The organism is Bacillus sp. FSL M8-0266, assembly GCF_038613425.1.
In the GTDB taxonomy this organism is placed as follows: domain Bacteria; phylum Bacillota; class Bacilli; order Bacillales; family Bacillaceae; genus Bacillus; species Bacillus pumilus.
The window spans coordinates 2,305,365-2,331,386 of the sequence record NZ_CP152015.1 but is presented as its reverse complement, the minus strand read 5'-3'; the positions used below and the strand labels follow the sequence as shown (position 1 = coordinate 2,331,386).

The following is a 26,022-nucleotide window of genomic DNA, read 5'->3' as shown; positions in this document are numbered from 1 at the left end:
TATGGCCTTCATTGCTGGTTAAGATAGTGTGAATGAGGCATAATGTATACAGCAAATAAAAAGGAGGCGGCTGTGACTTGGACGTGCTGTATTGGATTCTGATCATTTGTGCATTTATCATTGCATTTGTTGGACTTGTTTATCCTATTATCCCTAGCGTGGTTTTTATGGTTCTCGGATTTATTCTATATGGTTTCTTTTTCAGCTTCGAGCCGCTGACACTGACGTTTTGGCTCATTCAAGCCGTATTTACCGCAGTATTATTTGCGGCAGATTATGTCTCAAACCTGATTGGGGTCAAGCGTTTTGGCGGCAGCCGTGCAGCTATTTGGGGAAGCACCATTGGGTTATTAGTCGGTCCTTTTGTGATTCCGATTGCAGGAATTATCATTGGTCCATTTATCGGAAGTGTTATAGCAGAGCTCCTTGTTCATCAAAAAGATGTGAAGACAAGTGTGAAAGTAGGATTAGGCTCGTTAATCGGATTCATATCAGGTGTATTTGCCAAAGGATTGATTCAAGCGCTGATGCTGGGCATCTTTTTATTTTATGTCCTTCGATAAATAGAAAAAGGGCGTTTAAAACTTTTTCTAAAGGGCTAAATACAAAATAAACACTGAAATGTTTCAGATCATGAGCAATAACATTGAAACAAGCCAATTCTTTTGATACTCTTTGAGTAGGGTGAATTGCTTGCTTACGACCTAAGGAAGCATTTCAGTACATACATTTCTAAGGAGGAATTTAACCATGGCTTTTAAACTTCCAGAATTACCATATGCTTACGATGCATTAGAACCACATATCGACAAGGAAACAATGACGATTCACCACACAAAACATCACAACACATACGTAACAAACTTAAACAAAGCAATCGAGGGTGTATCAGCTCTTGAAGATCAATCAATCGAAGAGCTAGTGGCTAACCTAAACTCTGTACCAGAAAACATCCGTACAGCTGTACGTAACAATGGCGGAGGACATGCTAACCACTCATTATTCTGGACGCTTCTTTCACCAAACGGTGGCGGCGCACCAACTGGTGAACTTGCAGATGCAATCGAAAAAGAATTAGGCGGATTTGAAAAATTCAAATCTGATTTCGCTGCAGCAGCTGCAGGACGCTTTGGTTCTGGTTGGGCATGGCTTGTTGTGAACAATGGCAAACTTGAAATCACAAGCACGCCAAACCAAGATTCTCCTTTAACTGAAGGAAAAACACCAATTCTAGGACTTGACGTTTGGGAGCATGCTTACTACCTAAACTACCAAAACCGTCGTCCTGATTACATTTCAGCTTTCTGGAATGTTGTGAACTGGGATGAAGTGGCTCGCCTTTACAGCGAAGCTAAATAAATTATTTGATTTGAAAAGACCTGCTCTTTAGAGAAGCAGGTCTTTTTATATTTTCCCTCCTTTTTTTACATATCTGCCTTTTGATGAGACAGACTATTGTGTAGAAAAGGAGAATGAAATATATGAGCAGATTAAAGAAAATGTTCGGGGACATGGATGTTACAAGAGATTTAATGCTCCTCCTCACGATTGGCGGATTATATGCACTTGCCATTGCGCTATCAAATACGTTTGTAAACGTGTATTTATGGAAACAGTCGGGGAAATTCACGGATCTTGCGATTTACAATCTGGCTATTGTTGTGCTTCAGCCCATTACATTTTTATTCGCAGGCCGGCTCGCTAAAAAAATAGACCGGGCGTTTGTCCTTCGTTTCGGCGTGATCTTCTTAGCCGCTTTTTACTTAATTGTCTTAATAGCAGGAGAGCACGCGGCCGCGCGGCTTGTTTTATTAGGGAGTGTCCTTGGGATCGGCTATGGTTTTTACTGGCTTGCTTTTAACGTACTTACCTTTGAGATCACCGAGCCTGAAACAAGAGATTTCTTTAATGGATTTCTAGGAGTCCTCACCTCTACAGCTGGCATGATCGGTCCACTGATCGCGGGTATTGTCATTTCTCAATTAACAGATGATACGGGCTATACAGTGATTTTTACTTTATCGCTAATTTTGTTTTCATTAGCGGTTGTGATGAGTTTTTTCCTTAAGAGAAGGCAGTCAAAAGGAAAATTTATCATCAAGCAAATATGGAAAGAACGCCATGCCGACGAGAATTGGCGTAAGATTACAACAGCTCACTTTTTTCAAGGGCTTCGTGAAGGGGTCTTTGTCTTCTTAATCAGTGTCTTTGTGTTTATCGCAACAAACAGTGAACTTGCTCTTGGGACATTTGGTTTGGTGAACTCAGGTGTTGCCTTTTTCGCTTATTTCTTCGCTACGCGTTTGATTAAGAAAAAATGGCGTAAGAAAGCCATTATGCTTGGCGGGCTGATTTTATACGGTGCCTTGTTCTTAATCGTCTTTCACTTGTCCTATGTATCACTTCTCATGTATGCGGTAGCCATCGCGATAGGATATCCGCTTCTGCTTGTTCCATATGTATCCTTAACATACGATGTCATCGGTCATGCAAGGTATGCAAGGAAAGCCCGAATTGAATATATTGTGGTCAGAGAGCTGTTTTTAAATGCTGGCCGTATTTGTTCCATTGTGTTGTTTCTTCTGTCTGTCACTTTACTTGGTGATGAGCTCGGGATACCTGCATCTCTTGTTGTGCTTGGAGCGGGACATACCCTCATTTATTTCTTTGTAAAAGATATTCATTTGAAAGAAAAAACTGCTGATATGAAAGAGGCAGACGGTCAAAAGCCAGTTTCTCAGACGAACCTTATTAAGGGAGAAAGGTAAAATTTCTTACCAATGGAACATCAAATTTCTAGATAAATAATAGAAAAACCGCTAAAATGATGATGGCACCTTTTATACACAAAAAGGGGTGCCATTTCTTTCTTGATAGAAAAGGTGATGTGATGAGAAACAAGAAAAACAAAAAAGACGCGAAGGAAGGGCGCAAAACACTTCCAATCCGGCTGAATTTACTATTTTTAGCTGCGTTTATTATTTTTACAGGTGTTGTTGTAAGACTCGGATTTGTACAAATTGTCAATGGAGAAGATTATAAAAAGCAGGCAGAAAAACAAGAGGATGTAAATGTCAGCTCAGCTGCTCCGCGCGGGAAAATTTACGATCGAAACTATAATACGATTGTCAGCAATAAAGCGCTAAATGCCATTACATATACGAGAACCTCGACGACTTCACAAGAAGAGCGGCTCAAAGTGGCTACAAAATTAGCGGATATGATTCATGTGAGTACGAAAAAAATCACAGATCGTGACAAAAAAGATTTCTGGATCTTAACGCATCCGAACGAAGCGAAAAAGCTTGTTCAAAAGGAATCGGAATTAAAGGGTGACGATAAGATCGCTGATGATAAATTATATGAGCTTCAGCTGAAACGCATCACGGACAAGGAATTAAATCAACTGACGAAAAAAGACTTACAAGTGCTTGCGATTAAAAGACAAATGGATGCAGGCTATGCACTTACGCCTCAATTCATTAAAAATGATGATGTGAAGCCAAGCGAAATTGCTTACGTCTCTGAGCATTTGGACGAGCTGCCAGGTGTGGATGTGACAACAGACTGGTCACGCAGCTATCCTTATAAAGGACTGCTTCGCAGTATGCTCGGCAGTGTGTCCTCAAGTGATGAAGGACTTCCGCAGTCACTTCTTGAACATTATTTATCGCTCGGCTACAGCCGAAATGACCGTGTAGGAAAAAGCTATCTAGAATATCAATATGAAGATGTCCTGCAAGGCCAAAAGGAAAAAGAGCAGAGTACAACTGATAAAGAGGGCAATGTGACAAGCTCTAAAGTGCTAACAGAAGGAAAGAGCGGGAAAGACCTTGTGCTCACCATTGATATTCAGCTGCAAAAAGCGGTTGAAAAAATCATTGAAAAGAACTTGAGAAGTGCGAAACAAAGAGGCGGGACAGAGCTTCTTGATCGTGCGTTTGTTGTCATGATGGACCCGAGAAATGGAGAAGTTCTCTCCGTTTCGGGGAAACAGATTTCAAACAAAAACGGAAAATACAAATTTGATGACTATGCATTAGGAACAATGACATCATCCTATGCGATGGGCTCAGCCGTAAAAGGGGCCACTGTACTGACAGGCTATAAAACAGGCGTGATTCACATTGGAAGTACCCAGTACGATGAACCGCTATATATCGCGCAGTCACCGCCTAAGAAATCCTATCAAAATATGGGACTCATTAATGATTTAACGGCACTCGAGCGTTCATCTAACGTGTATATGTTTAAAACAGCGATTGCCGTTGGAAAAGGGGAGTATCGTAAGAACCAGCCGCTCCCAATCGATCCGAAAGCTTTTGATACATTCCGTTATAATTTTAGTAAATTTGGTCTTGGTGTCAAAACAGGGATTGACCTGCCAAACGAAGCGACAGGCTACCGGGGAACGTCTACACAATCTGGTCTCCTGCTTGACTATGCAATTGGACAGTATGATACGTTTACACCGCTGCAAATGGCGCAATACGTTTCAACGGTTGCAAATGGCGGATATCGTTTACGGCCGCAGCTTGTGAAAGAAGTGAGAGAGCCAGATCCGCAGCGCGGCATTGGTGCTGTAACAGAATCCGTCAAACCAGACGTATTGAATAAACTAGACATGACAAGTGATGAGATCAAGCGTGTTCAGCAAGGGTTCAAGCTTGTCATGCAGAACCCAAGAGGGACAGCCTACTCGAACTTTGGCAACAAAAAGTATAACCCAGCTGGCAAAACAGGAACCGCTCAATCATTCTATGACGGCCCAATTAAAAGCAAACGCGGCACACCAACATACAACACAACACTTGTTGCGTATGCGCCTGCTGATAATCCAGAAGTGGCCATTTCCGTCGTTGTACCATGGGTGTATCAAGACTACAATCAGCGCTATCCAATTACAAATGATATCGGTGAACAAGTACTAGACAAGTACTTTGAGCTGAAATCAAAACAGGAAAGCAATGATACTCAAGCGAAGAACAAAAATAAAATTGAAAATGAAGCAGAAACAAATGACTAGACCTTTTCTAGGTAAAAACGCTCACTTTTTGTGGGCGTTTTTTTACGTTTTCTTCAAAATTTTCGAGATAAATTGACAAAATACATAAAAAACATCGCAAGATCTCTACAAAACTTCGACATTTACAAAACCTTAACATTCCATTTAAACGAAATTAATAAAGAACCTTTAATGTATTACTCGTAGGACAAATTATTCAGGGGGTATTCTTGAAATGAAAAAGAACAAATTATGGCTGCTTACTTTCCTTACTATCGCATTGTTAGCATTCGTCACAGCATGCGGAAACAGCAGCTCAAGCGGAGATTCAAAAGACAGTAAAGGAAATGCTTCAAACAAAGATGAGGCATCAGGTTCCATTACCATCTCAGGATCATCTGCGATGCAGCCTTTAGTTCTTGCGGCAGCAGAAAAATTCATGGATAAACATCCAAAAGCCGATATTCAAGTACAAGCCGGCGGTTCAGGAACAGGACTTTCTCAAGTGTCAGAAGGATCTGTACAAATTGGTAACTCAGATGTATTCGCAGAAGAGAAAGACGGAATCGACGCAAAAGCTTTAACAGACCACAAAGTAGCAGTTGTTGGAATGGCCGCAGCTGTAAACCCTGAAGTGGGTGTCAAAGACATCACAAAGGACGAATTGAAAAAAATCTTCACTGGTAAAATCAAAAACTGGAAAGAGCTTGGCGGGAAAGACCAAAAAATCACTCTTGTGAACAGACCTGACTCTTCAGGAACTCGTGCAACATTTGTGAAATATGCACTTGATGGTGCAACACCTGCAGAAGGAATCACAGAAGATTCTTCAAACACAGTGAAAAAACTGATTGCAGAAACACCAGGTGCGATTGGATACCTTGCATTCTCTTATTTAACAGATGACAAAATTACACCGCTTAGCATTGATGGTGTGAAACCGGAAGAAAGCAATGTAGAAAGCGGTAAATATACAATTTGGGCATACGAGCATTCTTATACAAAAGGTGAGCCAGATGGTCTAGCAAAACAATTCTTAGATTACCTTATGAGTGATGAAGTACAAAAAGAAATCGTCAAAGACCAAGGCTACATCTCAGTTTCTAATATGAAAGTAGAAAGAGACGCAACAGGCAAACAAACAGATAAGTAAGAGGTCTTGAATTGCTGATGAAGGAAAAGTGGAGCTTTTCACTTTTCCTTTTATGACATTCATAGGAGTGTAGAAAAAGATGAAGCAGATAGAACATACAGAAGCGAGCGATCGACTGATCAGCTCGAAGAAAAATAGGCAAATGGATGAAGTAAGAGGAAGTATTTTGGTGAGATTCTGCGCATTCTTAATGATTGCTGTATCAATCGCCATTACCATCTTCCTTGGCATTAAGGGTTTACAATCTTTCATTGTAAATGGTGTAAGCCCAATTGAGTTCTTAACCAGTATCAATTGGAACCCAACAGCAGAAAACCCGCAGTACGGCGCATTTCCTTTTATCTTCGGATCAATCGCCGTCACGCTCCTATCGGCACTCATTGCAGCGCCGCTAGGCATCGCAGGCGCAATCTTTATGACAGAAATTGCACCTGCTTGGGGACGTAAAATCCTCCAGCCAGTCATTGAATTGCTTGTAGGGATTCCATCCGTTGTTTACGGATTCATAGGTCTTACAGTATTGGTGCCGTTTATCGGACACTTCAAGTCAAGCGGCTCAGGGCATAGCGTGCTAGCAGGAACGATTGTCCTGTCTATTATGATCCTGCCAACCGTTACATCCATTGCGACTGATGCAATGGGTTCACTACCAAAAAGTTTACGTGAGGGATCGTACGCATTAGGCGCAACAAGATGGCAAACGATTAGACGTGTGCTTGTGCCAGCAGCACTGCCAACATTAATGACAGCGGTCGTTCTTGGCATGGCTAGAGCATTTGGAGAAGCCCTTGCTGTACAGATGGTCATTGGAAACACGCGTAATTTACCAGAGAGCATTATGGATACAGCTGGTACATTAACAACCATTATTACGTTAAACATGGGTCACACAACGTATGGAAGTGTTGAGAACAATACACTTTGGTCAATGGGACTTGTCCTTCTAGTTGTATCATTTATGTTCATACTCATTATCAGATACTTGTCGTCTAGGAGGAAGATTTAATGAATAGCAAAATGACCGATCGTTTTGCCACATTTATATTTGGATTATGTGCTGCCATTATTACGGCGATTCTCGTTGGTTTGTTTTCTTATATCATTTTCAACGGTGCAAAAGAATTAAATTTCGACTTTTTGACAACCCGCTCAAGTGCGATTGGCTCTGGCGGCGGCATCAGGGATCAGCTGTTTAACTCGTTTTATATTTTGTTTATTACGATGCTGATTACAGTACCGCTTGGTGTCGGCGGCGGAGTGTATATGGCAGAGTACGCACCTCAAAACAAAGTCACAGATTTTATTCGTACATGTATTGAAGTGCTGTCTTCACTTCCGTCTATCGTCATTGGTATGTTTGGTTTACTCATGTTTGTGAATTTAACAGGCTGGGGCTATACGATCATTGGAGGAGCTCTTGCGCTCACTGTGTTTAACTTGCCGGTGATGGTCAGGGTGACAGAAGATGCGCTGCGCTCTGTACCGAAGGATCAAAAGGAAGCATCACTAGCGCTTGGTGTAACGAAGTGGCACACAGTCAAAACGGTCCTTATTCCAGGTGCGCTTCCGTCTATTATCACTGGTGCGATTTTAGCATCAGGAAGAGTCTTTGGTGAGGCGGCTGCTCTTCTTTTTACAGCAGGTCTCTCCACACCGCGCCTTGATTTCACAAACTGGAGTCCTTTTTCTGATACGTCACCGCTGAATGTGTTTAGACCGGCAGAAACATTAGCCGTTCATATATGGAACGTCAATACACAAGGAATCATTCCAGATGCAGAAGCCATTGCAAATGGTGCATCAGCTGTACTTGTGCTTTCAGTCTTATTGTTCAATTTAGCAGCTAGATGGCTTGGTTCATTTATTCATAAAAAGCTTACGTCAAAATAATGTGAGAGAGGTGTGAAGGGGATATGGTTCAAATGCTAGCAGAAAAAAAAGAGATTGCAGCGAAAAAGGCTCCACTTCAAGCGGAACAGATTTTACAGGTGCAGGATTTAAGCATTTATTATGGTGAAAAAAGAGCGGTCAATCACATTTCATTCGAGATTGAGAAGAATGCGATCACCGCATTAATCGGTCCATCCGGCTGCGGGAAGTCTACCTTTTTACGCAGTATTAACCGTATGAACGACTTAATTCCAGGTGCGAGAAGTGAAGGGGCGATCATGTACGAAGGATTAAATATTTTGGATGACCGTATTAATGTGGTGAATTTAAGAAGAGAAATCGGCATGGTCTTCCAAAAACCAAATCCATTTCCTAAATCGATCTACAATAACATCACCCATGCGTTAAAGTATGCTGGGGAAAAAAGAAAATCTGTGCTTGATGATGCGGTTGAGGAAAGCTTAACAAAGGCGGCTCTATGGGATGAGGTCAAAGATCGTCTGCACCGATCTGCTTTGTCATTGTCAGGCGGTCAGCAGCAGCGCCTTTGTATTGCACGTACACTTGCGATGAAACCTAGTGTCTTGTTATTAGATGAACCGGCTTCTGCCCTAGACCCCATCTCAAATGCGAAAATTGAAGAGCTATTAGGCGAATTAAAAAATGATTATTCAATCGTCATTGTGACACACAACATGCAGCAAGCGCTCCGTGTATCAGATCGTACAGCCTTTTTCTTAAACGGAGATCTAGTAGAATATGATGCTACAGAACGTATCTTTACACGTCCTGCGCAGCAAAAAACAGAAGACTATATCAATGGTCGATTTGGATAAGGCGGGTGGATTTGATGAATGCAGTAGCAACTAAAGCAGCAAAAAAAGAAGTGTTTCGTGTGAATGATATGAATCTTTGGTATGGACAGCATCATGCATTGAAGCATATTGACTTAGCGATTAGAGAGCATGAAGTCACAGCGATTATCGGCCCGTCCGGCTGCGGGAAGTCAACGTTTATTAAAACGTTAAATCTTATGGTCAAAACAGTGCCAGGTGTGAAAATCACCGGGGATATGATGTATAAAGATGACAACATTTTAAAAGGCCGTGTTGATTTAGTGGAGCTGCGTAAAAATGTCGGCATGGTGTTTCAAAAAGGGAATCCATTCCCTCAGTCTATCTTTGATAATGTCGTTTACGGACCAAGAATTCACGGAGTTAAGAGCAAGCAGCAATTGAAAGAAATCGCGGAAAAAGCGCTTCGAGATGTTGCCCTATGGGATGAAGTGAAAGATCGATTAAGTGCTCCCGCTCTAGGCCTTTCTGGCGGTCAGCAGCAGCGTCTTTGTATCGCAAGAGCCATTGCTACAAGCCCAGACATCTTATTAATGGATGAACCAACATCAGCGCTTGATCCTGTCTCAACATTAAAGATTGAAGAATTGATTATGAAATTGAAAGAGAAATATACGATTGCCATTGTGACGCATAACATGCAACAAGCGGCTCGGGTATCAGACCGAACGGCCTTCTTCTTAATGGGGGAGCTTGTTGAGGTCAATGATACGAATGTGATGTTTTCTGAGCCAAACGATCAAAGAACGAATGATTATATATCTGGTCGATTTGGATAAGAAAAACCCCCTGAAGGTCAGTGCCGTCAGGGGGGGGTTGTTGTTATTTTGTTAAGGCTTTGACTATCTGTTTGAACGTCATTCCTGTTTTTAAATTGAACTTGCCTGCACGAATTTCTTTATGGTAGCCGGCGTCAATTACGTAATCATTAAAGTCTTTAGACGAGTTGATGATGCCGTCCTTTTCAAGCATGTCTGAAACATCACTTGTACTCATACCGTTTTTAATCACAAATTTGATCGATTTGCCTTTAGGCTTGTCCTCTTTTTGTTGATCACTCTTAGAATCTCCGTCTTCATTTGCCTTCAGCGCTTTTTCCTTATAGTCAAGAAGCTGCTGGTACGTTTCGCGGCTGACAGTGACTTCTTTTTTGGAGTCTAAATAGTTTTTCACGTCAGTGTCTGTTACTTTCTGTGCGAGGGTTTCTTTTGTTGTTGTATCAGCTGCTGCCTCGTCTTTCCCAGTGAGGAAAAAGACAATCGCAAGAACCCCAGTTGCAAGAATCATACCTGCTGCAAACGTTTGGATGCTTTTTTTCGTCATACAAGCACCCTCTCGTTGTCTTTAATGATCATGTTGACATCTTCTACAGATACATGCTCAGCGCGCGCAATGGCCTCAGGAGACATGCCATTTTGATGTTTTGAAATGATCTGTCTTGCGATGGATGGATCAATTTCTGAATGCTTGCGAACGACGATGTTTGTTTCAAGTAATTCTTCTTCAAGCACTTTCATTTTCTTTTTCAGTTTATAGATTTCTTGCATTGCAGATAGTTGAAGTGTTTCAAGTTCCTGCTCGACTTCTTTAATCGGCTCTCTTTGAAAATATGAGAATGCGATCAGTACAATACTGACAACAAGCAATCCGATAATTGCAATTTCCATGTTTCATCACCTTTTATTCATATTTTAATGCTGAAAGCCATAAAAGGCTTCCAAGATTGTTTCAGACAGTTTTCGACCCTTCTTTTTTATACCATAAAAAAGCTAGTTTCAAAAGGAATTGCTGAAGAAAATCACCTTTTTTTCATCTTTTTTCTTTTTATATGTAAAACGGGTATGAAAACCTTGCTTCGCTGTCAAAATAAATGAAAGCGGCGGGGAGAAGAGGAGTCTCATGTATACAGTACGACAAAGAATAAGGTTTTATAGGGGAGCAGACGATTTTTCATGACATAAGCATGCGATATGTAAGTGAATGCACTCAAATTGAAATTGGTGAAAAAACATTCTAGCATTCCTAAGCTAGAAGTGGTATTATAGTTAGGTCTGAATGTGAATTGATTTTAGTTTGGAGGGAAAAATATGCGCGTAAATATTACTCTAGCTTGCACTGAATGCGGTGAGCGTAACTATATTACTAAAAAGAATAAGCGAAACAATCCAGATCGCGTTGAATTCAAAAAGTATTGCTCACGTGATAAAAAACAAACTGTACATCGTGAAACAAAGTAAGCAGCAGGGAATTTTCCTGCTGTTTTTTTATGATGGGAGATGATCTGTATGAAAAAGGAGCTTCGCCTTCAAACATTAGCCAAGCTTGATCAGATAAGCGCTGAAGAATTTGAGCGCAGTACGGCTTTACTCCATGAGCACTTATTGCAGCTGCCAGCATGGAAACAGGCGAAAACGATCGCTTTGACGATGTCTAGAGGAAAAGAGATACCGACAATGCCTCTAATTGAAAAAGCGTGGGAAGAAGGAAAAACAGTATGTATCCCTACCTGTTTTCCGAAAACAAAAGAGATGATGTTTTATGAATATACACCCGAAACAAAGATGACATCCAGCTACTTTGGGCTATTGGAACCAGACCCTCAAGTATCAACAGCTGTACATAAAGAAACCATTGATTTAATCATTGTGCCTGGGGTATGCTTCGATCAAAAAGGCTACCGGATTGGATTTGGGGGCGGCTATTATGACCGCTACTTAGCTGACTATCACGGGGTAACCATTGCACTTTGTCTGTCTTTACAGCAAATCAGGCAAGTGCCGTCTGAAGCATACGACATACCGGTGTCTATGATTGTCAGTGAAAAAGGCACGTTATATCAAAAGTAAAAGTCCGCTGATTGTCCAAAGAACGGGCTTTTTGTTGTTTCATAAGGTCATGGCATTTTAGCTGATAGGAGGTCCGTTTTGAAAAAATTTCGTGGAAAGAAAAGATACTTCCGCAATATGTGGGAGGAAGTGAATACTTGCGACCTAAAACTCGATCAGGATTCATGGTTTTATTTTTGGCATACGCACCTTGATTTTTTTGGGGTCGGGGAAAATAGCTTAAAAATAAGAAGAGAGCATATCAAAGCCCATATCGCTTTATATCATAGGCTGTTAAAACAGCTTGAAGGCTTTGAAAAGCCATACCAAACATGGATTAGTATTCACGAACATGCCCCTGGTTTAGACGCTGTATATGTTCATACACCAAATCCATACGACAGTTACTTCCCTCACAAGATGGAAGAGGTAGAGCGGAATTATAAGCTGCCTCATACGTTCAAGGATTTAATCGACCTTCATCAATTTGACGTTTTTTATGATCAACCAGAGTGTGAAGAGGTCTATTATATTCAATCAAAAGAACAAGGGATTAGATTGTAAAAGCAGAAAGCATTGTAAGCGATAAAAATGATGGTTCATGCATAAACACATCCTATTTAAGCCACGATACGAACATAGGAGGGAATATGATGAATAAAATGATTTGGAGCATTGTGTTCACATTGTTTGCATTCGTTCTCGTGCAAAATCGTTATCGGCTGATGAATTTGATCTTAGGTCAAAATCAAGTGCGTCACTTTTTTATTAAGTGGCTGATGAAAGTCCCGTATTTTCGGACGAAATTTATTCGCCAAGCATTCTAATCCCGCAGACGTCGGGATTTTTTTGTTCAGAAATGCGGATCAGAACAATTCTTGTTATAATAATGTAAAAAATGGAGCGCGAATGAATGAATGTCATAGATAGTTTATTTTGGCGAGTTGTTGATGAATTAAGACAAAAAGGGTACGAGATGATTCAAAGTCCGTATCCAGAAGATGAAATATTTTTTGAAGCACCACGAAACTCAGGGTATGATCTCATCCGTCTAAATAGAAAAGATGTCAATTTTAAACAGGAGATCGTTCGAGAAATTGAAGAGCAGACGTATCGGATGGATCAGCTGAGAGAGGCCATGCGTAAACGTTCTCTTCATCTCTTACAGCTCCAATTTACAGCTGACTACCCTGTAGATGATTGGGAGGACCTAAACGGTCAACAGCAAAAAAAGCAAAAGGTGACAGTTACACCTGTATTACTGAATGCAGACACTCTTCAACATGACGTTAACGAGCTGCAAAAATGGCTCAATACTTCGCTGACAGTGGATGTAGAAGAGGCAAAAAGAGACACAGCTGAAGATGTCATCCAGCTTAAAGTGAGCGTACTTCAAGCATTTGATGATCAGGAAAAGCAGCGTGAACGAGAACGGGCCGTTTTTCAAAATGGCAGACCGATTTTCACCTACCTGTTCATCGCTGTTCAAGTGGTGATGTTTCTTTTACTTGAACTATTTGGCGGAAGTACCAATACGGCAACTTTGACAGCGTTTGGTGCTAAAAATAATGGGCTGATCTTAGATGGAGAATGGTGGCGCCTGATTACACCAATGTTTTTGCACATTGGCTTGACGCACTTACTCTTTAATACATTTGCTCTTTGGTCTGTCGGAGCGGCTGTTGAGAAAATTTATGGCTCATGGAGATTTTTGCTCATCTATTTCATTTCCGGCATTTTTGGTTCCATAGCGAGCTTTGTCTTTAATACGGCCATCGCAGCCGGTGCATCAGGCGCGATCTTTGGATGCTTAGGTGCACTATTATATTTGGCAATTTCTAACCGCAAGCTCTTCTTCCGAACGATGGGGACAAATATTATTGTGATCATCCTCATCAATTTAGGGATCGGCTTTACCGTATCAGGTATTGATAACGCAGGGCACCTTGGCGGTCTGGTTGGCGGTTTTTTTGCTGCTTTAGCTGTCCGGCTCCCTAAACAAGTGCAGCCTGTCAAAATGTTTCTTGCTAGTGTTGTTCTACTGTTGATTGGTGGTTTCGGATTGTATACAGGGTTTCATTCAGACGATCAAAAGGAAGCGGCAGCAGTAAGTGAGGCAGCAAGTTTATTTGATGACAAGAACTATAACGAAGCAAGTAAACGTCTAGAGGAATATGTACATCAAAAGGATGCATCAGCTGAGGCTCTCCATATATATGCTCTATCGGAAGCGCAGCTCGGCCACCTTGACAAAGCGATTGGATTTTTACAAAAGTCGCTTTAAAAAAATCCAGATGATCCAAATAAACTGTATCATCTATCGTTGTTGTACGTAGAAAAAGGAGAGACAGCGAAAGCAGAGGATCTAATAGAAAAAGGGTTAGACCAAGATCCAAAAAATGATCAATTTTTAAAGCTGAAACAATATATTGAAAACACGCAAACACATTGAATGACTTGACTGAAAGCGCATTTATGAATACGCTTATCCTATCTGTTGATGAGAAGAAATGGTGGAAACAATGAAAACGTTATATGATGTACAGCAGCTGCTCATGAGATTTGGAAATTATGTGTATTTCGGAGATCGTGAAGTGGAATTAGAATTTATGGCAGATGAACTGAAGGAAATGTATACATCGGGCATTATTGACCGGACAGAATGGTCAAACGCAATGACGATTCTTCAAATGGAACTAGCCAAATTAAATCGAAAAACAATGTGAAGGTGGAGGGCATATGATCGGGGATTGGTTTGTAGGAGTTGATCTTGGCGGTACGACAATTAAGCTTGCGTTCATTAACTTATATGGTGAAATTCAGCATAAGTGGGAGATTCCTACGGATAAATCAGGGCAGACGATCACAGTCGATATTGCCAAATCAATTGACCACAAATTAGTCGAAATCAGTATGCCCAAATCAGCGCTGATTGGGATTGGAATGGGTGCACCTGGGCCTGTAGATAAAGTATCTGGGATTGTCTATAAAACAACGAATCTCGGCTGGACAAACTATCCACTCAAAGATCACCTAGAGGCAGAGACAGGACTTCCATCTGTCATCGAAAATGATGCGAATATTGCTGCACTCGGTGAAATGTGGAAGGGTGCAGGCGATGGCGCAAAAAACATCCTGATGGTCACACTTGGCACAGGTGTTGGCGGCGGCATTATTGTAAATGGTGAAGTTGTTCAAGGTGAGACAGGGGCTGGCGGAGAAATTGGCCATATTTGTGCCGTTCCATTCCAAGGAGCACCTTGTAATTGCGGGAGAACAGGCTGTATTGAAACCATTGCATCTGCGACTGGCATCGTCCGGCTTGCAAAGGATAAATTAGTAACAGAGCAGCATACATCTTCACTTGGCACGCTCACTTCGCTGACTGCAAAGGATGTGTTTAAGGCTGCTGAAAGTGGAGATGATCTTGCCATGCGTGTCGTAGAAGAGGTGACGACTCATCTTGGGCTTGTATTAGCGAATCTTGCCAGTGCGTTAAACCCAACAAAAATCGTGATTGGCGGCGGTGTTTCAAAAGCAGGTGAGCTCCTTCGCAGTAAAGTAGAACGCGTTGTTAAGCATCACGCATTTCCGCCTTGCGCTGATGATGTCGAAGTCGTGATTGCCTCTCTCGGAAACGATGCAGGAGTCATCGGCGGTGCATGGATGGCAAAAAACAAATGGTCGTCTTAAACAAAAAAGTCATCATGATGTCATTTTTATTAAAAAAAGCGATAGATGGGCATGAAATGAAATGTTTAGCATATTCATAAGTTTGTCATGAGGAAAAAGACATTGATTTTCCAGCACATACAGGATAAGATATAGTTTAGTTATTTTTGAAGAAGCACCAATAATTAGGGTGTATCCCTAGCTTGAGTGCTCGCTTAGCATAAGGAGGTTACAATGCGAAAGAAAAGATTAAAGGCGATTTCATTTTTACTGATTGCGACATTGCTCATGTGGGTCAAAACCTATGTTATCTATAAATCTAGCTTCAATATTAAAATAGAAAATTTCATGCAGGAGTTTATCCTGTTTATTAATCCGCTTAGCTTTATCTTGTTTATCTTCGGTATCGGTTTATTTATGAAAGAAAAAAATCGCAATCGATATATCATCGTGACGAGCTTTATTCTGACATTTATTTTGTTAGCTAACATTGTGTTTTACCGATTCTATAGTGACTTTTTAACCATCCCCGTCCTATTTCAAACAAACAATATGGGTGACCTCGGGTCAAGTATTACCTCTTTAATTGAACCAGTCGATTTATTGATGTTCGTGGATATCATCATTTTAATGTGGCTCTATAAAAAGCAGCCTTCCTTTAGAACGGATATCACCATTTCACGAAAAGAACGAGCAGCCTATTATTTATTTGTGGCAGCGACTTTCTTCTTTAACCTTGGTTTGGCTGAAACAGAGAGACCAGAACTGCTCACTCGCTCTTTTGACCGTGAGATGCTGGTGAAAAATATTAGCTTATATAATTTCCATATTTATGATGGAGTGCTGCAATCGAAACAGTCTGCTCAACGAGCCCTTGCTGACAGCAATAGCTTAACAGAAATTGAAAACTATGTAAGTGCAAATCAAACCGACCGTAATGAAAAGACGTTTGGTCAAGCAAAAGGACGAAATGTCATTCTTGTCTCACTTGAATCTACACAAAGTTTCGTGATCAATGAAAAACTAAACGGGAAAGAAATCACCCCGTTTTTAAACAAATTAATCAAGAAAAGCTACAACTTTACTAATTTCTATCATCAAACAGGTCAAGGGAAAACATCTGACTCAGAGTTTATTGTTGATAACTCTCTCTATCCACTTGGAAGAGGAGCTGTGTTCTTCACAAATCCAAGCAATGAGTTTACAGCCACACCTGAGCTGTTAAAGGATGAGGGGTACCATTCTTCTGTCATTCATGCGAATAACAAAAGTTTCTGGAACCGTGACCTGATCTACGATAGCTTTGGCTACGATAAGTTTTTTGATATTAAATCATTTGATGTAAATGAAGAAAATTCAGTTGGCTGGGGGCTGAAAGATGGTCCATTCTTCGAACAGTCAGCGGAATTGATGAAATCGATCCCGCAGCCTTTCTATACGAGATTGATTACATTAACGAATCACTTTCCGTTTGATCTAGATGAAGAAGATAAGCTCATTGATGAATATGATTCTAAGAGCAAAACGCTAAACAAGTTCTTTCCTACAGTGCGATATCAAGATGAGGCGCTGAAGATTTTCTTTGAAAAAATGAAGGAAACAGGTTTGTACGAAAATTCCATCTTTGTTTTATATGGGGATCATTATGGAATTTCAGAAAATCATAACGAAGCTATGGGGCAATTTTTAAATAAAGAGATTACGCCATTTGAAGAAGTACAGCTTCAAAAAGTCCCGTTTGTTGTACACATTCCAGGGATCACGGATCAACATCCAAAAGAAATTGATACGGTAGGTGGTCAGGTCGATCTCCGCCCAACTGTACTCAATCTATTAGGAATTGATACAAGTAAACAAATTCAATTTGGCCATGATCTTTTATCGAAAGATACGAATGATTTTACCGTGCTTCGTGATGGCAGTTTTATTACGAAGGACAGTGTTTTCACAGATGGTGTTTGCTACAATAAAAAAACGGGTGAGCCAAGAGATGATGAGACTGTGTGTCAGTCTTATGAAGAGAAGGCAAAGCAAGAGCTCCAATTCTCTGATCAAATCATCTATGGGGATCTCCTTAGATTTTATGGCCGGAATAGCCCGGACCATTCTCCATCCAAAAAAGAAGATGAAACGCAGCTGAAAAAGGCGTCCTAACATACGAGAAAACCTCTGTTATTTTTAAATGCAGAGGTTTTCTTTTTTTGTCTGCCGGCTCATATAGTATGAGAGGAGGGATGTAAATGAAGACAACGTCGTTTGGGAAAATTGAATGGCAGCTAGATGGAGAGGAAAAGGATAATGTAGCAAAGCAGTTAGGGATAGGAAATGCAGCTTTCCATTTATCCAATCAAATCAGCAATGAGTACCTCCTTTTACCGGGATATCGACTTCCGGAAGGTATCCATTCATTTTCTTCCATAGGTGAGCTGCAGAAATTTATTGCGCCTTACAGGCTGCAGCAATCCGATGATTGGATCAATGGAACCTTTGAATATGATAGTGCTCAATTAGAAGAAGAGCTGAGCCACTTGAAAGCCGCATTTCCTTTTCTTCAAATGAGCATAATAGGTCATTCAGTGCTTGATACACCTATTTATGAAATCCGAACAGAGCCTGTTCAGCATTTACATTCTATTCATTTGAATGCCTCTTTTCATGCAAATGAATGGATCACGACGTCTGTTTTAATAAAATGGCTGAAATCGCTGTGTTTGGCTGCATCTGACCCGGTGCAAGCAAGGCATCATGAAGCCGTTCATATTCTGCGAACCACAGCTCTCTCTATCGTACCAATGGTGAATCCAGATGGTGTGGACCTCGTACGAAATGGACCAGAGTCACTTGGTCTGAGCAGTGAAGAATTCACACCGCTATATGATGGATATGCTGATTATCAGGAGTGGAAAGCAAATATACGAGGGGTGGATTTGAACAATCAATTTCCTGCTTATTGGGAGATCGAATACTACCGTCATGAGACTAAGGCTCCGTCCAATCGAGGCTTTCCTGGGTATCAGCCGCTAACAGAACCAGAAGCGAAAGCGATGGCAAATCTAGCATTACGAAAACGCTTTGACAGGCTTGTTGCTCTCCATACACAAGGAGAAGAGATATACTGGGGCTTTCTTGGTCATGAACCAGCCATCTCAAAAGAAACGGTCAAACGATTCGAACAAGTAAGCGGCTATAAATCGATTCAATATCTTGACAGCTATGCAGGCTATCGCGATTGGTTTATTTATCAATGTCACAATGAGGGCTATACAGTCGAGCTTGGCCTAGGAAAAAATCCTCTTTCCATGAATCAATTTGACACCATCTATGAGAAAACAAAGCGGTTGTTATGGGAAGCATGTAAGTGTTAAAAAGCACCTGTCAGGTGCTTTTTACATTTGAACATGAAGTAATTTCTTATTGTCAATAAAAATAATGTTAGGGCAATTGACGAAGGTCGCCTTGTGAGCTATTGTGAAAGGTGCGGATGTAAAAAAAAGGATATGTTTTAGGGAGATGTCGATCATTGAGTGCTCAAAGCCTGTGGAAAAGGAATTTCACTTACTTATTTATTTCTAAAATGTGCAAAATAACAGGTGATAGTTTATCTTTCAACACCATCTTGTGGCTTTTAGTACTAGGCGGAAAAGGGGCAATTGGAACAGCCTTTTTTATTGCGGTCAGCTTTGTTCCGCAAGCCATTGTTGGGCCGCTAATTACCCCAATGATGAAGCCGCATCAATTGAAATTTTGGATGTGTTTTGCTGATTTAACAAGAGGAGCGATAATCCTTGTGATTGTGGTCAGTTACTTTTATGGTTTCACGCCATTAGCACTTGTTATTGGCTGTATGCTGCTTCATTCGGCAACTGGTGGCTCCTACGAACCGGCGTCTGTATCAATTATTCCAAAGCTTGTCCATGAGGACCTCATACAAAAAGCGAATGCAACTATTCAATCAGCAAGTCATGTAGTCAGGCTTGTGACGGTCACGGTTTGTGGTGTCATGATTGCGTTTGTAGGGGTAGGATATACAATGCTTGTGATTATTCCTCTTTATCTCTTGTCTGCTTTACTCGTATTAATCATTACATATGAAACAGAAATCATCATTGATAAAGCCAAAAAAGGGTTATCATACGGCAAAAGATTGATTCGGGGATTTTCACTTGTTAGAAGGCACCATATTTTGTTCCCATTGGCGATTTTTTGTGTTTGCTCGAACTTTGCTGCCGCACCATGGGAAGCATTGTCTGTTATTTATTTAACAGAGGATTTACATAGTGGACCAGTTATCTATTCATTTATTAAAGTCACAACGGCACTAGGTGCATTCTTGATGGGGTTTGTTTTGACAAAGGTAAAAGTGAACCGGTATGGGCTGCTGTTTATAGGTGCTGGGATTGTTGATGGAATCTCGTTCTTTATAACAGGCATGAACGCATTTTTACCACTTGTATTTATATCAGCTTTTGCATTAGGTGCCGCCATCAGTGCAGTCAACGTGCCTGAACATACAATGATTCAATTGTCAGTAAAAGCAGAGGATCAGCCGCAAGTGTATGCAATTATCAATATGATCTCCTTCTTCATGATCCCGTTAGGCGCTCTCATTGGCGGCTATATGGCAACACTATTTGGGTCAGGGTATGTCATTGCGGCTGGCGGCATCATTGAAGCTGTGTCAGGGATATGCCTGCTGCTATTCACAAAGATTGGGAAGGTAGAGAGGGCGGATTTGACGATAGAACGGGACAAACCTTCTTTAAATGCAACGTGAGCATGGCATGATGGATTGCGAATAGGTTACAATGAGGACGAGAAAACATGAGGATTTCAATGGAAAGGGGCAATAAACATGGCCATAGCAGATGTCACTATCATTCCAATAGGCACGGAAACACCAAGTGTCAGTGCTTATGTAGCAGATGTACAAAGAATTTTAGAAGGCTTTCAAAAAGAAGGGAAAATTAATTATCAATTAACACCAATGAATACGTTAATTGAAGGTGAATTATCCGTTTTATTTGAAGTCATTCAGCGCATTCATGAAGCACCTTTTGAAAAGGGATTGCACCGCGTAGCGACCAATATTCGCATTGATGACAGGCGGGATCAAACCACAACGCTTACAAGCAAAATAGAAAGCGTGAATAAGCACTTGAATCAATAAAAAAAGCCTGCTAAATGCAGGCTTTCAGCGTGTAGACAAACCCTCGCATTCGGTGTCAGTCCTGCGTGCCGGTGCTCACGAATATCAAATTCGCTCCGCTCCGGTACTCGTCCTTCCTAGGCTGCAAAGGTTTTCTATCAAGCTGAAAAGAAGACAAAGGGCTAAAATCAAGATCATTTTAGCCCTTTGTCAATAATCTAAAAGCCTGCTAAATGCAGGCTTTTAATGTGCAGTTGGATAACCGCTATAGATGATGGTCATGACAGTAAACCAGCCAAAAACCAAAAATGTTGCGCCAGCAAAAGCGATGGCAAGTACGTTCACTTTTTTAAGTGAGCGATAGATCCCGAGTGCAGCTAAAATCGTGACTAGACCAAAAATAATGACGAGCATCATGTGAAAGTCCCCCTTTGTCATCAATCCCCTTGATTTCCTTTCTTTTTATTTTAACCGTTTTCATAAAGCTTGTCGAGTAGATTCCAGTTGACGATTGTTTGAATTTTTATTGTGTAGCCTTCATAATAAAAAAGAATGAATAAAGTAGGTGATGAAAATGAATTGGAGAAGAATGCCACTAGGCTATGTACAAGCGAATGCGTATATTTGGAAAAATGAGCACGGAGAATGCTTAATCTTTGATCCAGGCGGTGAAGCACAAAAGCTGATTTCCTATGTAAAAGAAAAACAGCTCACACCGCTTGCTGTCTTACTGACACATGCTCATTTTGATCATATCGGTGCCGCAGATGAGGTGCGCGCAGAGTGGGGAGTGCCACTCTATGTACACGAGAATGAAAAAGAATGGCTCACGAACGCTGAATTAAACGGTTCAGCTCGATTGATTGGAAATGGAATTACGGTCAATGAAGCTGAAAAATTAATTACGTCAGAAGGAACTCTTCAAATTGGATCGTTTACATTAGAGATGTTCCACACTCCTGGGCATTCACCAGGCAGTGTATCTTACTATTCGGCGGAAGAAGGATTTGTGATTTCTGGTGACACGCTATTTGAAGGCGGCATCGGAAGAACAGATTTAGTAGGGGGCAGTCAAGAAGTGCTGCTTCAATCAATTCATAACAAATTATTGTCTTTACCAGAATCAACTCTTGTTTTAAGTGGACATGGCGGAGAAACCACTGTACTCACGGAGCAGGAACAAAATCCATTTATCAATGGCTTTTCTCTTTAAACGTATGAAAAAAAGCATCTCTTTTTATTGAGATGCTTTTTTCAATTAATGTCCGGTACCGGGAACCATGATGAAAATCGAATAATATGTAAATCCGGCAAAGAAAATCGTCAAGTACGCTCCGAAAATGTAAATATACATTCTTTCGGATAAATTCAAGTAGGATAAAAATACAAAAAGAACGGTTTGACCGAAGAACAGCAACGATGCATCTTTCATATGCCCTAAATAGAACATGACAGCAAAAATACCCGTCCAAAAGCCAAGCACGCGGAACATGCGATTCATTTCTTTCCCTCCCCTTAAAAAAACCCCTTTGATTCATATTATAGCTGATCACCACTTGTTATGTAAACATTTACATTTTTGACAACGTGTGAACATTTATTTTACGAGTAGAAAAAATTTTTTTGAAAAAGTGATCAAAACGTGTTTATGCCGAAATACATGAGGGTACTTACTCCATAAGAGAAAAGGTTAACGACCTAAGGAGGAAGACTAATGAGTGACATTACTTTTTATTCGTACCCGAGCTGCACGTCTTGCCGCAAAACAAAACATTGGCTAAAGGCGAATCAAATTGATTTTAAAGAGCGTCACCTTTTCAGAGAAACGCCAACCCTAGATGAATTAAAAAAGATTCTTTCCTTAACAACAGAAGGAATGGATGAAATTTTAGCCACACGAAGCCAGGCTTTTAAAAGCTTAAATTTAAATATTAATGATTTAAAAGTAAACGAGGTTCTTCAGCTTCTTATTGAAAAACCAAAACTGCTTCGGAGACCAATTATCATTGATGGAAATAAATTAGTAGTAGGCTATAATCCCGGAGAACTCATGAAAATATCAAAAAAGAAAGCGATTCATCAATCAGTTTCCTAATAAAAACGAAGATCAGCTGAAACATGCTTCAGCCGTCTTCGTTTTTGTGCTGAACTGGGCTAGCTGGGTTCGAACCAACGATCACGGAGTCAAAGTCCATTGCCTTACCACTTGGCTATAGCCCAATATCAAACGTGTAATGATATTGTTCACCATCTGCGGTCATTTATACATAAAAGTTGTATGTCACTAGTTTTAAGTGAAAAAGGAGCGGGAGAAGTAAATGAAAAATGAAAAATCGAAGCAATTATATGAATTTATCCTAAAAGAAGCCCCTGTCATGACCGAAGAATGGCTGAAAACAAGAACTGAAGAAGGCTCATTATATTCCAAACATGCTTCAGAGGAAACGGAAATGAAGCTGAAGGAACAGAACACAGCGTTTATTCAAACCATTGCATCAACACTTGTGACACTGTCAGACAAAGTAGAAAATCATTTGAAAAAGTGGTCTGTTGATATCGCACGTGATCGAGCCGTTCACGAGGTGCCTTTATATGAAATCATTGGACAATTTAAGATATTTCGTCAGATTTTCTGTTCCAGAATCGAGAAATTCATACTAGAAACCGAGCTTGAAGTGACGCTCCAAGATGTATGCGGGTGGAATCAGCATTTTCATTCCACGTTTGATGATATGATCGAGCGTTTATCAGAAGAATACGACCGCGTGACACTGAGTCAGCTAAATGCACAAAGAGAGATGATTCAGGAACTGAGTGCCCCTGTTATTCCAGTTTCAAAGGAAATCGGAATTTTGCCGCTCATCGGAGAGATTGATACGTACCGGGCCAAAATTATTTTGGAATCCGTGCTAGAACAGGCTTCAAGACTGCGTCTAACGCATTTGTTTATTGATATATCAGGCGTACCGATCGTTGATACGATGGTTGCTTATCAGCTGTTTAAAGTGGTGGATAGTGCGAAGCTTCTAGGCATTGAGACGATTATTTCAGGCATCCGCCCAGAAATTGCTCAAACCGTTGTGAAACTCGGCATTGATTTCTCAAAAGTAAATACAGAACATAGCCTTGCAAAAGCCTTGGAAAAAAGAGGATTTCGTATTTTTGAAGAACAGCCGCAAGAAGCCACATGACCAAAAAACCTGCACTTGTAAAAGTCAGGTTTTTTTATATGCACTTTTTTAAAAAACCACGTTTTCCATCGCAAGCTGATGGTTTTTTTCACTTGATTAGGCGTTAAAATGATAAATTGCTCTTTTGTCAGACAGGTTCCTCCGACTTACAATATAGTCAGAGAAGGGAGTGAACCATTTGTATGGGATTGAATATTTGGGACAAGAGCTGCTAGAAGAAGCATGCCGCATGAGAGCATCTGATGTGCACATTGTTCCAAAAGAAAAGGAAGCGTCGGTATCTTTCCGCGTAGACTCAGATTTAATTCAGCAGCGAACCATTGATAAAAAAAGCGGCGAGCGGCTCATTGCTCATTTTAAATTTTTATCATCCATGGATATTGGAGAAAAAAGGAGGCCGCAAAATGGGTCACTAGCTGTGATGCTAAGAAGCGGCCAGGTGTTTATTCGAATGTCTACCCTACCAACTGTAAATGATGAGAGTTTAGTGATTAGAATATTGCCGCAGGATCATGTTCCGAAAATAAAACATCTGTCACTATTTCCGAAAGCCTCCACCAGGTTATTATCATTTTTGAATCATTCGCATGGGCTCATTTTATTTACCGGTCCAACCAATTCAGGGAAAACAACAACCCTTTATTCATTGATCCAGTTTGCAAAAAAGAATTTCAACCGAAATATTATTACACTTGAAGATCCTGTGGAAACGAGAAATGAAGAAGTGCTGCAGGTTCAAGTAAATGAAAAAGCCGGCATCACATATGCCGCAGGATTACGCGCTATTTTAAGACATGATCCAGATATGATTGTGCTAGGAGAAATAAGAGATGCTGAAACGGCCCGAACGGCAATTAGAGCAGCACTAACAGGCCATTTAGTGATGAGTACACTCCATGCGAAAAATGCAAAAGGAGCCCTTTATCGTATGCTTGAATTTGGTGTCACGATGAATGAACTCGAACAAACGATGGTGGCGATTGCTGCGCAGCGATTAATCGAGCTCACCTGTCCATTTTGCGGAGAAACATGCCAGCTTTACTGTAAATTAAATCGACCGGTCAGACGAACAAATGTATTTGAACTGCTGTTCGGAAAGGAGCTCGGTGAGTGTATCAAGGAGGCTAAAGGAGAATATGCTCACTCGTCATATGAAACACTGCAAAGATTAATTCGTAAAGGAGTGGCACTTGGCTATTTATCGAAAAACACCTATCATCGCTGGGTTTATGAAGAAGCAAGCCTCTAAAGTGTGGTCTAAAAAGGATCAAGCGGAATGTCTATCAAAACTTGCCCAATTGATTCAGGCTGGATATACATTGATTGAGGCATTAACGATGGTGAATATCCAGTTGTCGAATAAGCAGCAGCAACAATTGACACCAGGCATTCAGTGGCTGCTCGAAGGGGAGCCTTTTTATGTGGTGCTAGAAAGACTCCATTTTCAGCGGGAAGTCATTGCCATTTTAAGTTTCTCCGAAAAGCATGGAAGTCTAGCAAAAGCACTTGAACAAAGCGCGCGGTTTTTAGAGAAAAAAATTAAACAGGTAGATACGTTTAAACGCATGTTACGTTACCCGATTTTCCTCATCTTTACGGTTTTGATCGTTCTCATACTCGTTCAGCAAATGATCATTCCTCAATTTTCTCTCTTGTACTCCTCGATGGATACCCGAATGTCATGGCTGATTCAAGGTATGTTTGGACTTTTTCAATTGCTGCATGTATCTCTCCTCCTCATCGGCTGTGTGTGTATCTGTCTGACTGGATACTATGCTTTCTTTTTTAGGAAAAAATCTACCCTTGAGAAGCTAAGGGTAATAAGCAGGTTTCCTTTTTTATATAAAGGAATGCGACTGATGCATACGTATCTTTTCTCTCTACAGTTAAGCGGACTGCTTCAGGCTGGATTATCGATGTACGAGAGCTTGCTAGCTTTTAAGCAGCAAAGCTACTTACCCTTTCTTCAAGAAATATCAGAACAGATGATTGAAGAGTTAAGAAAAGGAGAGAGCATGGCACATCAAGTGAGCCTGTCTCCTTTTTTTGAAAAACATTTTGCAGCCGTCATCGAGCATGGTGAAGCGAGCGGGATGCTTGCAAGAGAAATGTACACGTACAGTCAATTTCTATTAGAGAATGCAGAGCTGAAAATTGAAAAATGGATATCGTGGCTGCAGCCGGTTATCTATGGTCTGACGGCAATTCTTATACTCGTTGTGTATTTATCTATTCTTTTACCAATGTATCAACTGATGGAGCAAGTGTAAGGAGGAGGGCAAAGAC

General features: G+C 40.7%; 30 protein-coding genes and 1 tRNA gene. 26 read left to right on the top strand and 5 right to left on the bottom strand.

The genetic code is table 11. The features are described 5' to 3' along the window. The first annotated feature begins 77 nt into the window (after positions 1-77). The 9 genes from MKY83_RS11875 (at position 78) to pstB (MKY83_RS11835) (ending at position 9,681) form a co-directional block, all read left to right on the top strand. The gene (locus MKY83_RS11875) at positions 78-563 is read left to right on the top strand and encodes a DUF456 domain-containing protein (RefSeq protein WP_003217408.1); all 486 of its coding nucleotides are present in this window, start codon (positions 78-80) and stop codon (positions 561-563) included. 187 nt (positions 564-750) lie between these two features. Beyond that, on the top strand, positions 751-1,359 hold the full coding sequence (sodA, locus tag MKY83_RS11870) for a superoxide dismutase SodA (protein ID WP_007501264.1): 609 nt from the start codon (positions 751-753) through the stop codon (positions 1,357-1,359). A gap of 122 nt (positions 1,360-1,481) precedes the next feature. Beyond that, entirely contained in the window at positions 1,482-2,768 is a 1,287-nt protein-coding gene (locus tag MKY83_RS11865) for an MFS transporter (RefSeq protein WP_003217361.1), read from the top strand. 122 nt (positions 2,769-2,890) lie between these two features. Next, positions 2,891-5,026, top strand: a complete 2,136-nt coding sequence (locus MKY83_RS11860) for a penicillin-binding protein 2 (RefSeq protein WP_044140955.1) — start codon at positions 2,891-2,893, stop codon at positions 5,024-5,026. A 214-nt stretch (positions 5,027-5,240) separates the two neighbouring features. Continuing rightward, complete coding sequence (locus tag MKY83_RS11855; protein WP_034661310.1) at positions 5,241-6,158, top strand: phosphate ABC transporter substrate-binding protein; 918 nt, start codon at positions 5,241-5,243, stop codon at positions 6,156-6,158. A gap of 79 nt (positions 6,159-6,237) precedes the next feature. Beyond that, complete coding sequence (gene pstC, locus MKY83_RS11850; protein WP_003217329.1) at positions 6,238-7,164, top strand: phosphate ABC transporter permease subunit PstC; 927 nt, start codon at positions 6,238-6,240, stop codon at positions 7,162-7,164. After that, on the top strand, positions 7,164-8,048 hold the full coding sequence (pstA, locus tag MKY83_RS11845) for a phosphate ABC transporter permease PstA (RefSeq protein WP_003217489.1): 885 nt from the start codon (positions 7,164-7,166) through the stop codon (positions 8,046-8,048). The genes pstC and pstA overlap by 1 nt, the downstream gene beginning before the upstream one ends. A 32-nt stretch (positions 8,049-8,080) precedes the next feature. Then, complete coding sequence (gene pstB / locus MKY83_RS11840) at positions 8,081-8,884, top strand: phosphate ABC transporter ATP-binding protein PstB (protein WP_170938397.1); 804 nt, start codon at positions 8,081-8,083, stop codon at positions 8,882-8,884. Between the two features lie 14 nt (positions 8,885-8,898). After that, positions 8,899-9,681 (top strand): phosphate ABC transporter ATP-binding protein PstB, encoded by a 783-nt coding sequence (gene pstB, locus MKY83_RS11835; protein WP_034620853.1) that lies wholly within the window; start codon positions 8,899-8,901, stop codon positions 9,679-9,681. A 43-nt stretch (positions 9,682-9,724) separates the two neighbouring features. Here pstB (MKY83_RS11835) and MKY83_RS11830 read toward each other — a convergent pair whose 3' ends face one another. Together MKY83_RS11830 and MKY83_RS11825 are read right to left on the bottom strand one after the other, a co-directional pair. Next, the gene (locus MKY83_RS11830; RefSeq protein ID WP_003217472.1) at positions 9,725-10,225 is read right to left on the bottom strand and encodes an endolytic transglycosylase MltG; all 501 of its coding nucleotides are present in this window, start codon (positions 10,223-10,225) and stop codon (positions 9,725-9,727) included. Then, positions 10,222-10,569 carry a hypothetical protein gene (locus MKY83_RS11825; protein WP_003217285.1) on the bottom strand — a complete coding sequence of 116 codons (348 nt, stop codon included), beginning with the start codon at positions 10,567-10,569 and terminating at the stop codon, positions 10,222-10,224. Before MKY83_RS11825 ends, MKY83_RS11830 begins: the two co-directional genes overlap by 4 nt. A 420-nt stretch (positions 10,570-10,989) precedes the next feature. On the opposite strand from MKY83_RS11825, the gene rpmG reads away from it, so the two are divergent. The 12 genes from rpmG (at position 10,990) to MKY83_RS11765 (ending at position 20,566) form a co-directional block, all read left to right on the top strand. Beyond that, positions 10,990-11,139: a 50S ribosomal protein L33 gene (gene rpmG / locus MKY83_RS11820; RefSeq protein ID WP_012010579.1), complete on the top strand. Its 150-nt coding sequence runs from the start codon at positions 10,990-10,992 to the stop codon at positions 11,137-11,139. A 48-nt stretch (positions 11,140-11,187) separates the two neighbouring features. Beyond that, entirely contained in the window at positions 11,188-11,748 is a 561-nt protein-coding gene (locus tag MKY83_RS11815) for a 5-formyltetrahydrofolate cyclo-ligase (protein ID WP_044140958.1), read from the top strand. A gap of 78 nt (positions 11,749-11,826) precedes the next feature. Further along, a complete protein-coding gene (locus MKY83_RS11810) occupies positions 11,827-12,291 on the top strand; it encodes a hypothetical protein (protein WP_065098406.1) in 465 nt (154 codons plus the stop codon). A gap of 89 nt (positions 12,292-12,380) precedes the next feature. Further along, positions 12,381-12,554: a hypothetical protein gene (locus MKY83_RS11805; protein ID WP_165840198.1), complete on the top strand. Its 174-nt coding sequence runs from the start codon at positions 12,381-12,383 to the stop codon at positions 12,552-12,554. 86 nt (positions 12,555-12,640) lie between these two features. Further along, positions 12,641-14,011 (top strand): rhomboid family intramembrane serine protease, encoded by a 1,371-nt coding sequence (locus tag MKY83_RS11800; RefSeq protein ID WP_342487372.1) that lies wholly within the window; start codon positions 12,641-12,643, stop codon positions 14,009-14,011. Between the two features lie 24 nt (positions 14,012-14,035). After that, positions 14,036-14,179, top strand: a complete 144-nt coding sequence (locus tag MKY83_RS11795; RefSeq protein WP_342488679.1) for a hypothetical protein — start codon at positions 14,036-14,038, stop codon at positions 14,177-14,179. A gap of 70 nt (positions 14,180-14,249) precedes the next feature. Further along, positions 14,250-14,453, top strand: a complete 204-nt coding sequence (locus tag MKY83_RS11790; RefSeq protein ID WP_008342322.1) for a YqgQ family protein — start codon at positions 14,250-14,252, stop codon at positions 14,451-14,453. A gap of 13 nt (positions 14,454-14,466) precedes the next feature. After that, positions 14,467-15,420, top strand: a complete 954-nt coding sequence (locus MKY83_RS11785; protein WP_065098404.1) for an ROK family glucokinase — start codon at positions 14,467-14,469, stop codon at positions 15,418-15,420. 213 nt (positions 15,421-15,633) lie between these two features. Beyond that, positions 15,634-17,553 carry an LTA synthase family protein gene (locus tag MKY83_RS11780; protein WP_065098403.1) on the top strand — a complete coding sequence of 640 codons (1,920 nt, stop codon included), beginning with the start codon at positions 15,634-15,636 and terminating at the stop codon, positions 17,551-17,553. 86 nt (positions 17,554-17,639) lie between these two features. Next, positions 17,640-18,764 (top strand): M14 family metallocarboxypeptidase, encoded by a 1,125-nt coding sequence (locus tag MKY83_RS11775; protein ID WP_065098402.1) that lies wholly within the window; start codon positions 17,640-17,642, stop codon positions 18,762-18,764. A 155-nt stretch (positions 18,765-18,919) separates the two neighbouring features. Beyond that, positions 18,920-20,173, top strand: coding sequence for an MFS transporter (locus MKY83_RS11770; protein WP_065098401.1), 1,254 nt, complete (start codon positions 18,920-18,922; stop codon positions 20,171-20,173). Positions 20,174-20,251: 78 nt separating this feature from the next. Then, complete coding sequence (locus MKY83_RS11765; RefSeq protein WP_034662003.1) at positions 20,252-20,566, top strand: MTH1187 family thiamine-binding protein; 315 nt, start codon at positions 20,252-20,254, stop codon at positions 20,564-20,566. 222 nt (positions 20,567-20,788) lie between these two features. Here the strand turns inward: MKY83_RS11765 and MKY83_RS11760 are convergent, their stop codons facing one another. Beyond that, positions 20,789-20,962, bottom strand: a complete 174-nt coding sequence (locus MKY83_RS11760) for a DUF2759 domain-containing protein (protein WP_003217333.1) — start codon at positions 20,960-20,962, stop codon at positions 20,789-20,791. A 157-nt stretch (positions 20,963-21,119) separates the two neighbouring features. Between MKY83_RS11760 and MKY83_RS11755 the strand changes: the two genes are divergently transcribed. Next, entirely contained in the window at positions 21,120-21,758 is a 639-nt protein-coding gene (locus MKY83_RS11755; protein ID WP_065098400.1) for an MBL fold metallo-hydrolase, read from the top strand. Between the two features lie 45 nt (positions 21,759-21,803). Here MKY83_RS11755 and MKY83_RS11750 read toward each other — a convergent pair whose 3' ends face one another. Next, entirely contained in the window at positions 21,804-22,046 is a 243-nt protein-coding gene (locus MKY83_RS11750) for a DUF2626 domain-containing protein (protein WP_003217440.1), read from the bottom strand. 213 nt (positions 22,047-22,259) lie between these two features. Between MKY83_RS11750 and MKY83_RS11745 the strand changes: the two genes are divergently transcribed. Beyond that, complete coding sequence (locus tag MKY83_RS11745; RefSeq protein ID WP_007501232.1) at positions 22,260-22,640, top strand: Spx/MgsR family RNA polymerase-binding regulatory protein; 381 nt, start codon at positions 22,260-22,262, stop codon at positions 22,638-22,640. Positions 22,641-22,694: 54 nt separating this feature from the next. On the opposite strand, the gene MKY83_RS11740 is transcribed toward MKY83_RS11745, so the two are convergent. Beyond that, positions 22,695-22,765, bottom strand: a tRNA-Gln gene (locus MKY83_RS11740). Positions 22,766-22,863: 98 nt separating this feature from the next. On the opposite strand from MKY83_RS11740, the gene MKY83_RS11735 reads away from it, so the two are divergent. From MKY83_RS11735 to comGB, 3 genes are all read left to right on the top strand, one after another. Then, positions 22,864-23,736, top strand: a complete 873-nt coding sequence (locus MKY83_RS11735) for an STAS domain-containing protein (protein WP_065098399.1) — start codon at positions 22,864-22,866, stop codon at positions 23,734-23,736. Between the two features lie 178 nt (positions 23,737-23,914). Next, entirely contained in the window at positions 23,915-24,985 is a 1,071-nt protein-coding gene (gene comGA / locus MKY83_RS11730; protein ID WP_044140966.1) for a competence type IV pilus ATPase ComGA, read from the top strand. Next, positions 24,927-26,006, top strand: coding sequence for a competence type IV pilus assembly protein ComGB (gene comGB / locus MKY83_RS11725; RefSeq protein ID WP_231129518.1), 1,080 nt, complete (start codon positions 24,927-24,929; stop codon positions 26,004-26,006). The genes comGA and comGB overlap by 59 nt, the downstream gene beginning before the upstream one ends. The last annotated feature ends 16 nt before the right edge of the window (positions 26,007-26,022 follow it).